We start from the raw sequence: 12,703 nt of genomic DNA, 5'->3' as shown, positions 1-12,703 counted from the left end.
CAAACTCAAACAAAAACCCTGTAAATGTATGATTTACAGGGTTTTTTATTTTATTCAATATTATTTAATATTATTTAATATTAAATAATTGCACTCTAATCGAGACCAATACGGTGACCTATTGATTGATCTAAAAAGGGGTCTCGCTAAGCCTTCAAAATGCTGTTTTCCAAATTCTTAGACTACGTTAAAGTTTTCATTTTTACCTCAATTTTAGGTACTTTGGGTAACCAATCGAGACCTAAAAACTTAATATCTTATGAGAACCGATTTTCATATCCATTTTCACGTCCTCGCAAAAAAGAAAAATAAACGCGGGCTAGCTCCGATTTATTTGAGACTTACCGTCGACAGAAAGAGAAAAGAATATAGTATATCGCGTAGGATTAAGCCTGAATTCTGGAATATCAAGCTCCAAAAAGTAATGGGTAATAATCCAAATGAGAAAGAAATCAATACTCATATTAATAATATAAGGCATAAGCTTAATAAAATTCATCAAATACTCTCTGACAACGACGAATCAATTACTGCTTCAAGGATGGTTCAAGAGCTCAAAGGAGAAAATAAAAGCCCCCTAAAAATGACCTTAGAAGCATTTAAGGAACATAACACACAGATGGATCATCTTTCTGGCAAAAGTATTTCTAAAAGCACCGCAAAGCGATATTGGACCTGTTATAATCATATTAAACAATTCATTAATGAAGAATACAGAAAAGATGATTATCCTATGAATGAAATTAATCATCATTTCATATCTAAATTTGAATATTTTTTAAAAACTAAGAGAGAATGCAATCATAATTCTGCATTAAAATACGTCAACAACTTTAAAAAAATCGTGAGAATCGCTTTAGCCAATCAATGGATGGACAGGGATCCATTTTACAATTATAAAGTTCAATTTGAAACGGTAGAGCGTGAATTCCTAAATGAAGAGGAAATTCAAAAGCTTATTGAGAAAGAGCTTCACCTCGAAAGACTGAAATTAGTTCGAGATATGTTTATATTTAGTTGTTATACAGGTTTGGCTTATGCTGATGTCAAGAAACTAAATGATGGAGATATCACTAAGGGAATTGACGGTGCTAGATGGATTAGGACAAAACGAACTAAAACGAAAACATTGAGCAGTATCCCTATTCTTCCAATAGCTGAAAAAATTTTAGATCGCTACAAAAATCATCCCGAAGTTAAAAATAGTGATTTTATCTTACCCGTTTTAAGCAACCAGAAATCGAATGCATTTTTGAAAGAAATTGCATTGATGTGTGGTATCAAAAAACCGCTTACAACACATGTCGCAAGGCATACTTTTGCCACAACCATTACTTTGACAAATGGAGTACCTATAGAATCCGTGAGTAAAATGCTAGGCCATAAGGATTTGAGAACCACCCAACATTATGCTAAAATTGTTGATCGTAAGATTAGTGAAGACATGCAGAATTTAAAAGCCAAACTTGAAGCTAAGAAAATTTCAAATGAAAGCAATTTGAAAAACAAGAATTCTAAGAATTGATATCGTCTAAGTAAATTAAAAATAACCGTTCTAAAAACCCCAATTATCAAAGTTATTAGCCTTTTTCTTTTTTAAAAAAGAAATAGGCTAATAAACCAATTTGAATCGGTAATAAAACCTTAAATATTGTATTAGTCTTAGCCAGTGCATTTCGGAAGTCTTCAAGATTCCCCCCATTTTGTAAAATATACAATGGAACGATAAAAATTACTATACTCACCCCAAGAAGATAGATTATACTACTAATATAAGCTAATCGAAAATAAATAATATCTTTCAACAAGTAGTTACTTAATTTATGTTTAAAAAAAGAACTACCTGTGATTAAAGAATAAATCCCCCCTAAATATACTCCAATAAATGTCCAAATAGGTTCTGTGGAATGCTTAAAATATCCAAAAAATGATTTTTGAAATGTAAATATGAATATAATACTTCCCCATATGAACCATAGCAACACCAATTTTCTTTGATACCTAAAAAAAGGTAGATTAGTTTTTAAATGGCTCATATCCTGACTCTTTAAAAGGTTCGAATTTTGACTGTTTTAAAACTTTGCTCCCATTTCCGAAATCCTCAGATAAAAAATCATAAACTCTAACAGAAAATGAGTATTTCTCATTAAACTTATTGTTCTCTCCATAGAATAATGATGTAAGTGAATCCAGACTCTGCCAATTAATATCTAAATTGATATTCTTATCATAATATTTTCTGATCTCTTCTAATGTTACTACTTTATCTTTTTTTGTGAGCCTATCAACAACTAGAAATACGTACATTCTATAATAAGACTTCCCACTACAATAAAAGAAATTAAACCAATTACAATCCGGAGAAGTATCTCCTCTCTTTCCTTCAGGTGTTACTGGAATAGGATTTGTCACTATTCCATAACCATTACCCGTGTAAAAAAATTTGTAATTCCCTATATCATACCCCATTTTTTGAATTTCAGATTCAATTCTTTGACTAGTTTCAATCAATGGAGTATTTAAATCGAAAGCGTCGGAAAAAAATAGCTCCTCAGAAGAGTTTAAAGTATAGAAATAGCTAAAAGCATAACTATCCATATCTTCATATCCAGAAGTTATGGGAGGCTCATTTAATTCTTCAATCTGCATTTCCATATTGTAAATCAAACTAACTAGTTCTTCATTTTTAACAATTAATTGATTGAGATTTTCTTGAGTCTCTTTTTGTTTTGCCTCCAGTTCTGCATATTTCTTTTTTGACGCACAAGATGATACACATAAAACAATAACAATTAATGTTGTAATTATGAGCCCTCTATTCATCTTTACAACAATTTATCGATTATAATATCTAGTTCTTCTTTATAATCACGAACTGCAGATAAACCGTCTTGATATAGCGCTTTTAAATTATCAATATCCGCCTTATCCATTTCAGAACTGGCTAAACTTATCTTAGGTTGTATACGGTGATAATCCTCGCAATCTGCTACAGCTAAAGTTTCATATATCTGTTTAAGTTGATAATCCACAGTTTCGGAATTACCACTCATCATAATATCTATTAGGGGTTTTATCCATTTTATAGCTCCTGCATCTTTAAATTCTTTGTAGGTATATGCTTCTTTTACTGTACCGGTACCAATTGAAACTATAAGCATATCCTTGGCTCCAGGATTATCTGGCAACTTCTCATCATTTAAAATTTTTGAGAATTTCATTGTTCTTGCTTCGGCGTAAGCACATAGAGCAGGATTATTGGCAAAAACACCACCATCAATTAGAAAATGCGGTGTTCCATAAATTGATTTAATTTTGGCCGGTTCAAAATATGTTGGAGCAGCTGAAGTTGCCCGAGCTACATCTTTTAATTTATAATTAAAAATATCAGAATTCGCATCAGCACTAGTAAAAAAATGAGCCTTTCGATTCCGAATGTCATAACTGGTAATCAAACATGGTTTTAAAACATCTTTTAATGTTCTTTCCTCTAAAAAATCTGATAATGCTTCTTCCAATTCCTTTTCATCATATTTCTCATCAGATATACCTCCTAAACTTCTCAATTTTTTTCCCAATGACACATCGAATATTTCATCACCCTGATCTAAATAAATATCGAGAGCCTCTTTAGCTCCATACTTAAAATTTCCCTGTTCATCTGGGCATAAATATACAAGGGAAAGAATTCCTCCGGTGCTGGTACCTGCAATGAAATCAAAGTATTCTCCTATTTTTGCATCCGGATTACCTGTTTTATTTCTTAATTGCTCTTCAATATAAGTTAAAATTGTCCCCGGCAAGATTCCCCTTATACCTCCTCCATCGATTGATAATATCCTAACTTTCCTCATAATATGTATTGATTATTGATTACAATAAAGCAGCGAATTTTGGTACTTTTTTAGCTAATGTTACCGCTACATCACCTAATTCTCTAATATTCCCCAAAAGTTCCGCTTGTGATAAATTTTTCTCGGATGCCTCTTTAACTACATCTATTAATACACTATATACTCTTAAATCAGTCGTATCAGGAATAATACGATCTATTTGATCTTTGGATAAGCCCATCAATTGATTAAGTTCATCCTGATATATACCATCAAAAGCTTTATCCGCCTTCTCAAATTTTGTTGTAAATCTATTCCCCATATTAGTCTTTACTTATAGTTTCTTTAATCTTCGTTGTTATCTCATTGATTTTATCATAAGCCTCATCACCCTTAGTATCAATATCTCGTGCTTGAGTAATTAATTCTGAGATTTGATTGGAAACCCCTGATAATTTTGAGCTAATTTCACTATCAATTCCCTCTAGACCAATTAAATTTAAAGCTTCGTTCTGTGTATCTTTTAATTTTTGTAAGGAGCGAAGATGTGCCGTTAATACTGAATTGGCATAAAGCGTATTATTATAGGAATTGTTAATTTCATTGGTAATACTATCTTCTTCCAATAAAATAGGGGATAATAATTCCTTACGTTTATTCTCAATTTGCTCTCTGGCCGCCATTACAAAGTCAGACATATCAGTTAAAGCTTTCGATGTACTATTTTCGTCTGAATTTTCTGCAGCTTGAAATAAAGAAAAATAAATAGATTCTTCCCCCCCTTCAGTATAAGTCCTCAATTCATCCTTAAGTACAAAACTTATAATAAACGGAGCGTATACTTCATCTACAAATTTATTAATCTCCGATTTCAAATCACTATAGTAAAGGTTTAAAAGGTTTTCATGAGATTCTTTCAATACTATAAGATCTTTGCCAATTTGTTCTGAGATCGTAACGGATTCTTTTGGAATAGAAGCACAGCTAAAAAAACAAAACACTAAAATGAGATGGAAAATATGAGGATAATTTTTCTTAATCACTATATAGTTTTCTTATTATCAGATAAATATAACAATTTTTAAATTAATTTTAACAGGGTGTTTTCCCCCTAATATTGCTTTTGTTAATATGTTTCAGAATTTTTCAGTTAACCAGAACCGATGAGACTACCCTAAAAAATAAATAAACACTTGCTACTCATTTTATAGAAAAGCTACTCTCATAATTTGTCAGAATCTGAATTTTACAACTCTACTATAAATTTTAAAACCGCGTTAAAATGCAGGTCATTCTCCTGATAAATTGTTGAGGAAATAAATCTATACTCCTGACTATTAAAAATATTTTGAACATTTAATACAAAAATATAAGTAATGTTCTTTGGGCGAAATTCTATATTAGTTGTGAAGGTTTTATAATACTGATTATAATAATAAAAATTTCATACTTCAAATTTCCAAAGAATGAAATATTAAACTTCATCTCGTTATCAGAAATGAACCGCTGTCTGAATAAGTTATTTACCCTAATAGCTGTCAATAAAATTAAATTTATTGAAGGAATTGAAAAAAGATTATACCACGTAAAGTGTGTGGTAAAACCACGTTTTATAAATTTTCGGTAATAGGACATCTATTAAATATTCGAGTAAACTTTAAATTTATATTCCAAAAATTGGCCTCATTTTTCGCACAAATAGAATCGATTTTCAGAAGAGATGAAAATACTATTAGTGTGTAAAAAGAATTTATAGCTTTCGAAGTAAATAAAAATTCTCGTTTAGAATCAGATCTCGATTATTACCGATTTTATTAGCATATTGAGATGAGAGACTATAATAATCCTGATGATCAATCAGATTATAATTAGCCAGTGATTTATAATATTTATCTTCAATCGTTTGATAATCGTTCTTACTCGTTTTAGCTACTTTCTGATTAAAAAATTTCAATAAATTTTTAAATGCCAAGCTATTCTTTAAAGTATCTTGAAAAGACGCACTTCCTACATAATCACCACTATTTTGAATTACATCAAAAAATTTAAATAAACCATTGGTTTCAGTTCTACTTAAAAAAAACAATACACCTTCTATCAAAATAAAACTAGATTTCGTTCCTTTTATAGTGTTTATTTTTGAAAGTAAACTCTCCTTATAATTAGTACTAAAATCAACGCCAATAAAATGAATATTTCTTTTAGGAAGTATATAATTACGCTGCCAGTAATCAATCTTATCCATTTTATAATCAACAATCTCTGGTTTATCAATTTCTACATGAATTATATGTTCATCAAGTAAAAATGGATACATACTAAATCCGCTACCAAAGTTTATCAAAACCTCCACTTCTCCACCGGCTACAAGTTTTTTAATAGTATTTAGAAAATATCTATTTCTTAAACAATGGGTATAGGTTTCTTCGGAAGAAACATGATCTAGGTATTCTGCAACCCATTGTTCTGTTTTATTATTTTCCCACAATTTAGCAAAGTTGTCCTGACTTAAGTCTTCATCGAATGCTCGAAAGGCCGAGGTCACAAATGCTGTTTCATGTATACTTATATTTTTTTCTATTCCCATTGTGTTTTTACTTCATCCTTTGGCTCTTCCAAAAATTCTTAAATCTTCTAATAGGACAAAAAAGGGCACAAAAAATGAATAATTAAATATAACTATTTTACTCTTTGGTAATATAACCCAGGACCATCACAAGCCCACCAATTGTTTAATAAGAACTGGTCCTCTTCATCGATATAAAGGTTTTCAATATTTTCATCCGAAGAACAATTTCCAATAATAGGATTGGATTCATCATACATCAGTTGAATCGATTTTTTGTCTTCGCTTAAAATATAATGCCCCCCAAAGGATGTTTCCTTTTGATTCTCTATTCTAGTTTTTGAAAAAGAGCCATCTGATTCGAAAACATATATTTCCTGCATTTCAATTTCATCATTAGTAATCTCATAGCCAGGAATACTTCCTGTTATTTTAACAAGCTCCCATTCTTGTGGGAATTCATTAAACGAAAGGTTTTGTAATTCCCGATTTTCCTTGTCATCGGAACATGAATTTAAAATTAACATTACGAGTAAAATAAATACTTTTTCTTTCATTTTGATTTCCTTTAATCTTTATAATATAGATGTAATTTCACTGCAAAGGTTGCGTTCAAATAATAACTCATTTCCCTAAAAAGATTTTACGCTTAGTTAATTATTAATTTTTCTGTACTTTGATAGTTTTTGGCCTTAATCTTTAACAAATAAAGTCCTTCAGAAATCCCTACACTATTTAAAGTCTTAATACTCCCAAAGTCTTCCTTCTCAGCCAATTTTTTTCCTTCCAAATTGTATAATTCCATCTTACACCAACCTTCCACTGGAACATATATAAAAATTAAATCGCCCTTTTTAACCGGATTAGGAATAATATTAGATTTGTCAATTCTTACGAATTCCAGAATATCACCATGATATGCTTCTCCGGTTTTTGAAATAATTGTAATTCGATATTTATTTTTACCCTGATATGGGGAGATGTCGTTATATTTTAAATTATTGCCTTCTATGTTTTTAAAACTCTTTAAAATTTCAAATTTTCCACCATTTAATCTTTCTACATTAACCATTTCAATTCCTATTAAGGAATTCAAATAAATATTTAATGAAGCCTGTTGTCCCATTTCGCTATCTAAAAAAGCATTTGTCATCAAGCACCCATTAATTCCCCCCTCTACGACCGTAGAGTTAGTTTTATTCAAGACTAAACTGTCAATAACAGGAGCAACTGCAATTAATTTCTGTGTATTTTGAGAGAGGTTGGTAGTATAAAACGTATCCTTAACAGTTTCGATTAATGACATATACTTTCCAGTTAATTCAAATATTTGATATTCATCAACATTTGAGAGCTCTTTCCAAGAAACAACTATATTGCCATCGCATCCATATTCAACATTATGTGTTTGAAGCTCGGAAACCGAAAACTTATTGGATTTCATTTCAAAATTATCAGCTATGAGCCTAAATTGACAAATAGAAGTTATCCGAGGTGTAATCCATTCAATTTGGCGTTGGTTATTTTCAATTAAGGATATAGTTTTCCAATTAGAGTCACCAATCACATCTTTCCACTGCAGTCTAATATTCTCATACTCAATTGGATTATTTAAATCCCATTTCAATAAATAACTATTTTGAGCTGTTAACTTAGTCTCCTTTCCTGGGAAAACCCATTGATTCTTGTGTTCAAAATTATATACAAGGCTAAATTTTTGAAAATTTTTATTAGAACTATTTTTCTTTACCTTGAATTTATAATATCCAGATTCAGGATTTTCAATTGTAATTTTCTCCATATTGTTAATAGTATCAATTCCACGCCTTGCTTCCATTTTCAGTGAATCAACATTGTTAGAGGTATTTAAAATCCATGGTAACCATTCTTCAGTTAAATTCTCTATTGAAAGATCCAAATCATTAATTAGCTGTTTAGAATGTAATTTGAAGTCATATGAGGGTTCGTCATTCCAAACTAAGGACACTTTTAGTCTACTAACCGCTTCCGGAACAAAAACTTCATATATTTTATAAGTTTCGGTAGACAAGCTATCTATTATAAATTGATCCTTAAGTAAATTCTCTAAGGAGAGATCCGCTCTCATATTTCCATAACCCGACCTATGATCAAGAATTAAATCATTTTCAGAATTGTTAATAAGCAAAGCTTTTATTAAAGAACTATTTGGATATTTTTGATACTTATCCAAGTATGCTTCCTGGAGTAAACCGGTAGTAGCACTCACTAGAGCAGCTGCATCTGACGTTCCATTTATTCCGTAGGCTATTATTTCAGGCTTAATCCTACCATCTTCCAATGGGCCACTAGAGCTTAGATTCAGCACATTCCCATATATATCTGAAGCACCTACAATTATTGTATTCTTTCCATTTTTAAATTCTCCTGAAATTGTCCCATAATTACTTATACCACTATATTTTCCTCCTACAGCTGCAAAATCTCCCATATTACCGGCAGAAAAAACATGTACCATTTCGGGATGAGTATAAACCTGAACATCATAAGCTAATGCTCCTAAATCATAATAATTTTGAATTTCTGTTCCATAAGAATGATTTTGTATACTTACATTATTCTCTTTGAGTAACTCCCAATCTATTGGCATAACATCAGATAAATAAGAAAAATATAATTTCGCTCCCCAGGCACCTCCTTTAAAATTATGACTTGTGTTACCTGCCCCTATCATAATTTTTGCCATAAAGTTTGCATGATCAGATATTTCTCCAGAACTAAAGCGATTTATAATTCTTCCAGTGAGATCGGGATCTTGAAAATTTATGGGATTTTCTTTTAGGCTTAAGGTTACATGGTCTCCTCTTAGGCTAGGATAATCTGAGTGAATTTTTGAAATACCATTTGGATATAATAGTACTGAAAATTGAGAATAAGAGGCTAATTCTGGTTTTATATCTATTTTTTTTTTGCCACAAAATTCTTTTAAACTTAGTTCCTCGACAATAAAAGAATTATTACCCAGATTTGATACAAATTGAACCTTGCTATTATTGCAAAAAACGGTCATAGTATACCACCCTGGCCGGATGAAAGTGAACCACCTTGGCCGGGTCAAAGTGAGCCACTTTAGCCGGGATAAAGTGAGCCACTAAAAAGTCGATTCTATTTGTAAGGAGCCAAATGTCTTTTTTTGTAAAAAAGACCATGGCCAACAAACAAATAGATATGCGAAAAGTAAAACAGATTTTTAGGTTATACAGCCAGGGCGTGAGTAAACGCCAGATAAGTTTGAGGCTGGGTTTATCACGTAACACCATCACTAAGTACATCGCCTTTTTTCAGCGTTACCAGTTTACAAGCTACGAGGTCTCTGCAATGACCCTTGAAGAGTTACACAGGCTTTTTAAGTCCGATCAAAAACCAAAGAGCGCTCAATTGCTGACCCTGGAGAAGTACTTTCCCTATTTTGATAAGGAATTGCGCAAGACGGGGGTAACCAGGCAACTGCTCTGGCAGGAGTATTACGCAAAACATCCTGATGGCTTTAAGTTATCCCAGTTCAAGTACTGGTACCATCAGTGGACCAAAGAAGTATCACCGGTGATGCACCTTACTCATAAGGCCGGCGATAAGCTATTTATTGATTACACCGGCAAGAAACTTAGCATTGTGGATCGTGACACCGGAGAAGTGCAGGATCTGGAAGTTTTTGTGTGCGTTTTGGGCAGTAGCCAATATACCTATGTGGAAGCCTCGCCGAGCCAAAAGAAAGAAGATTTTATACGTAGCCTCGAGAATGCACTTTGGTTTTATGGAGGAGTACCCAACGCTCTGGTACCCGATAACCTGAAATCCGCGGTAACCAAAGGGAGCCGTTATGAACCCAAGGTCAATGAGACCTTCTCTGATTTTGCGGAATATTATGAAACCGCCGTACTGCCCACAAGAACATATAAACCCAGGGATAAGGCCATCGTAGAGAATGCTGTACGCATTATATATACCAGGGTATTTGCACCGCTACGCCACCAGATCTTCCATAGCGTGCCAGAAATCAATAAGGCCATACTCGAACTTCTGAAAACACATAATGAAATGTCCTTCCGGGGAAGAGAGTACTCCCGACGTTCTTTATTCGACCAGGTGGAGAAACAGGAATTAAAATCTCTGCCCTTAAAGCGATATGAGATAAAAGCCTATGCCAATGGTACCGTGCACAAGAACAGTCACATCTATTTTAGTAAAGACAAGCATTACTATAGCGTACCCTACCAGCATATAGGAAAACGTATCAAAATCATCTACTCCGATAGCCTGGTGGAGATATTCTATAAATTTGAACGACTGGCTGCACATCAAAGAGAGAAAAAGAAATACGCCTACACTACGGTTAAGGAACACATGCCATCACACCATAGGTTTGTAAGTGAATGGAGCTCTGAAAAATTTATCGCCTGGGCAGCTCATATCGGAATACACTGTAAAGCGTATATCATTGAAATACTGGATAAAAAACAACATCCGGAACAATCCTATAAATCCTGTTTAGGTATACTACACCTGGCAAAGAAGGTAGGAAACCTGCGCCTGGATAATGCTTGTAAGAGAGCTTCTGATTACGGGGCATATAATTACAACATTATTGATCGCATCCTTAAAAAAGGCTGGGATAATCTCGATGAAAACCTCGAAGAGGAAATAGTCTTGCCCGATCACCAGAACATCCGGGGAGGCCATTACTACAAATAGAAAGAAACCATTAAAACCAAGTATATGAATACGCAAACCTTAGAACAAATGAAACAATTAAGGCTCCACGGCATGATCAGGGCCTTTAGCTCCAGTTTATCCCCGCAGAGCGTGGATTACACTAATGATGAACTTATAGCTTATCTCATTCAGTCTGAATGGGACGATCGTCAGAACCGAAAGGTAGAACGCCTAACTAAAACAGCCCGCTTCAGGTATAGCGCCGTTATGGAAAATATCGATTATACTCACGACCGGAATATCGATAGAAACCAAATACAACGTTTTGCAACCTGTGACTTTATAACACAAAAGGATAATATTTTAATCACAGGCAGCACCGGGGCAGGAAAAAGCTATATGGCATCCGCCATAGGGCATCAGGCCTGTTCCCTAGGCTTCAAAACGTTGTACTTCAACACTTCTAAACTCTTTACCATGCTTAAAACATCCAAGGCCGATGGCTCTTATTTAAAGCAGGTAAGCAAGATCGAAAAACAGGATCTGCTCATACTTGACGACTTTGGACTTAAAGGTCTGGATACTATTAACAGGCACTCCCTGATGGAAATTATTGAAGATAGGCACGGAAAAAAATCTACTATAATAGCCTCCCAGTTACCGGTAGAGGCCTGGCACGAGATCATTGGAGAACAGACCATTGCAGATGCCATATTGGATCGTCTGGTTCATACGGCTCACAGAATAGATATCAAAGGGGAATCAATGAGGAAGAAACTTAAAAATAAATAGTAAATTTAACCACAGTAGAATCGATTTTGAGCACTTAGTTTGCTATGCTCACTTTCCTCCGGCGCATGTGGTTCACTTTGACCGGCTCATCCACTATTATCATGGGTATTTATATTTAGTAAATCTTTTAAAACTAAATAATTACAATTATTAAATGTTGATGCTTGTCCGTAACATAATAAATCTAAAAAAGAAAGGGCAATCATAAAATAGAGTTTTATAATTGCCTTCTCTTTATTCTTAAAGGTCAACGACATTAAACCCATGTAAATAATCCAACGCGATGATATCATTTGCTGTAAAAGGTCGATTGACTCCTCTGTTAATACAAGCTAGCATCCAAGAATTTGGGCTGTTACCTACAGGAGTACCAGGAATATGGACTGCGCCTATATTCTTTGTATCAGCTTCCATACCACCACTACCGCAACTTAGGCTTCTATTAAAATAATCGGTATGTCTAAATCCGATAGTATGTCCCATTTCATGAGCTATAATCGATCCTATAAAATCCGTATCGGTTTCTGTCTGAAGTTGCAATATATTTAAATGTATTTCTGCTCCAGGAATAATTTCTGTTCGCGTTTCTCCAGATCTTGTAGTATAAGTATACTCAGAAGGTGGATCAGCGTAGCCCCATACCCCTAACATGTCACTATTAGGGTAAAAATCTGTTATATAACGTGAGTTCGACTTAAGCAGATAATCTTTGATCTATAATTTCTAGGTTTAAAGAGGGTTTTTTAGGAAAGAAGCTGTAGGCGATTAGTCCAGAGAGTAGGTTTGAAAGGAAGTTGTCAAAGCTTCTGTGCCTGGTATG

The 12,703-nt window shown here is 33.4% G+C and carries 12 protein-coding genes and 1 pseudogene; 3 read left to right on the top strand and 10 right to left on the bottom strand.

Going from position 1 to position 12,703, the window contains the following annotated elements; genetic code table 11:
* Window positions 1-259 precede the first annotated feature (259 nt).
* A complete protein-coding gene (locus AC13DP_RS01535) occupies window positions 260-1,525 on the top strand; it encodes a site-specific integrase (protein WP_483067199.1) in 1,266 nt (421 codons plus the stop codon).
* Window positions 1,526-1,580: 55 nt separating this feature from the next.
* Here AC13DP_RS01535 and AC13DP_RS01530 read toward each other — a convergent pair whose 3' ends face one another.
* The 8 genes from AC13DP_RS01530 to AC13DP_RS01495 all read right to left on the bottom strand — a co-directional run bounded on the left by AC13DP_RS01530 (window position 1,581) and on the right by AC13DP_RS01495 (window position 9,448).
* The gene (locus AC13DP_RS01530) at window positions 1,581-2,036 is read right to left on the bottom strand and encodes a hypothetical protein (RefSeq protein WP_084840997.1); all 456 of its coding nucleotides are present in this window, start codon (window positions 2,034-2,036) and stop codon (window positions 1,581-1,583) included.
* Window positions 2,017-2,823: a hypothetical protein gene (locus tag AC13DP_RS01525; RefSeq protein ID WP_084840998.1), complete on the bottom strand. Its 807-nt coding sequence runs from the start codon at window positions 2,821-2,823 to the stop codon at window positions 2,017-2,019. Before AC13DP_RS01525 ends, AC13DP_RS01530 begins: the two co-directional genes overlap by 20 nt.
* A 2-nt stretch (window positions 2,824-2,825) precedes the next feature.
* Window positions 2,826-3,854: a patatin-like phospholipase family protein gene (locus tag AC13DP_RS01520; protein WP_084840999.1), complete on the bottom strand. Its 1,029-nt coding sequence runs from the start codon at window positions 3,852-3,854 to the stop codon at window positions 2,826-2,828.
* Window positions 3,855-3,873: 19 nt separating this feature from the next.
* Window positions 3,874-4,155 carry a hypothetical protein gene (locus AC13DP_RS01515; protein ID WP_084841000.1) on the bottom strand — a complete coding sequence of 94 codons (282 nt, stop codon included), beginning with the start codon at window positions 4,153-4,155 and terminating at the stop codon, window positions 3,874-3,876.
* Between the two features lies 1 nt (window position 4,156).
* Window positions 4,157-4,876: a hypothetical protein gene (locus AC13DP_RS01510; protein ID WP_139801283.1), complete on the bottom strand. Its 720-nt coding sequence runs from the start codon at window positions 4,874-4,876 to the stop codon at window positions 4,157-4,159.
* Between the two features lie 707 nt (window positions 4,877-5,583).
* The gene (locus tag AC13DP_RS01505; protein ID WP_347406770.1) at window positions 5,584-6,420 is read right to left on the bottom strand and encodes a class I SAM-dependent methyltransferase; all 837 of its coding nucleotides are present in this window, start codon (window positions 6,418-6,420) and stop codon (window positions 5,584-5,586) included.
* Window positions 6,421-6,512: 92 nt separating this feature from the next.
* Window positions 6,513-6,956, bottom strand: coding sequence for a hypothetical protein (locus tag AC13DP_RS01500; protein WP_084841003.1), 444 nt, complete (start codon window positions 6,954-6,956; stop codon window positions 6,513-6,515).
* A gap of 92 nt (window positions 6,957-7,048) precedes the next feature.
* Entirely contained in the window at window positions 7,049-9,448 is a 2,400-nt protein-coding gene (locus tag AC13DP_RS01495; protein WP_483067198.1) for a S8 family serine peptidase, read from the bottom strand.
* A gap of 113 nt (window positions 9,449-9,561) precedes the next feature.
* On the opposite strand from AC13DP_RS01495, the gene istA reads away from it, so the two are divergent.
* Window positions 9,562-11,130, top strand: coding sequence for an IS21 family transposase (gene istA / locus AC13DP_RS01490; RefSeq protein WP_483067197.1), 1,569 nt, complete (start codon window positions 9,562-9,564; stop codon window positions 11,128-11,130).
* A gap of 24 nt (window positions 11,131-11,154) precedes the next feature.
* Window positions 11,155-11,883: an IS21-like element helper ATPase IstB gene (gene istB, locus AC13DP_RS01485; protein WP_483067196.1), complete on the top strand. Its 729-nt coding sequence runs from the start codon at window positions 11,155-11,157 to the stop codon at window positions 11,881-11,883.
* A gap of 240 nt (window positions 11,884-12,123) precedes the next feature.
* Here istB and AC13DP_RS01480 read toward each other — a convergent pair whose 3' ends face one another.
* Together AC13DP_RS01480 and AC13DP_RS01475 are read right to left on the bottom strand one after the other, a co-directional pair.
* Complete coding sequence (locus AC13DP_RS01480; RefSeq protein ID WP_483067195.1) at window positions 12,124-12,534, bottom strand: M57 family metalloprotease; 411 nt, start codon at window positions 12,532-12,534, stop codon at window positions 12,124-12,126.
* 43 nt (window positions 12,535-12,577) lie between these two features.
* A pseudogene (locus AC13DP_RS01475) lies at window positions 12,578-12,703 on the bottom strand (IS982 family transposase); the annotation flags it as partial.

The organism is Zunongwangia sp. L-65 (genome assembly GCF_056859415.1).
The sequence above is the reverse complement of the archived record's forward strand: the minus strand, read 5'-3'. Positions and strand labels throughout refer to the sequence as shown.

Coding starts and splice junctions, on each gene's coding strand:
- istB (WP_483067196.1), top strand. CDS start 11,155: ATGAATACGCAAACCTTAGAACAAATGAAACAATTAAGGCTCCACGGC.
- AC13DP_RS01515 (WP_084841000.1), bottom strand. CDS start 4,155: ATGGGGAATAGATTTACAACAAAATTTGAGAAGGCGGATAAAGCTTTT.
- AC13DP_RS01495 (WP_483067198.1), bottom strand. CDS start 9,448: ATGACCGTTTTTTGCAATAATAGCAAGGTTCAATTTGTATCAAATCTG.
- AC13DP_RS01525 (WP_084840998.1), bottom strand. CDS start 2,823: ATGAATAGAGGGCTCATAATTACAACATTAATTGTTATTGTTTTATGT.
- AC13DP_RS01500 (WP_084841003.1), bottom strand. CDS start 6,956: ATGAAAGAAAAAGTATTTATTTTACTCGTAATGTTAATTTTAAATTCA.
- AC13DP_RS01505 (WP_347406770.1), bottom strand. CDS start 6,420: ATGGGAATAGAAAAAAATATAAGTATACATGAAACAGCATTTGTGACC.
- AC13DP_RS01530 (WP_084840997.1), bottom strand. CDS start 2,036: ATGAGCCATTTAAAAACTAATCTACCTTTTTTTAGGTATCAAAGAAAA.
- AC13DP_RS01480 (WP_483067195.1), bottom strand. CDS start 12,534: ATGTTAGGGGTATGGGGCTACGCTGATCCACCTTCTGAGTATACTTAT.
- AC13DP_RS01535 (WP_483067199.1), top strand. CDS start 260: ATGAGAACCGATTTTCATATCCATTTTCACGTCCTCGCAAAAAAGAAA.
- istA (WP_483067197.1), top strand. CDS start 9,562: ATGTCTTTTTTTGTAAAAAAGACCATGGCCAACAAACAAATAGATATG.
- AC13DP_RS01520 (WP_084840999.1), bottom strand. CDS start 3,854: ATGAGGAAAGTTAGGATATTATCAATCGATGGAGGAGGTATAAGGGGA.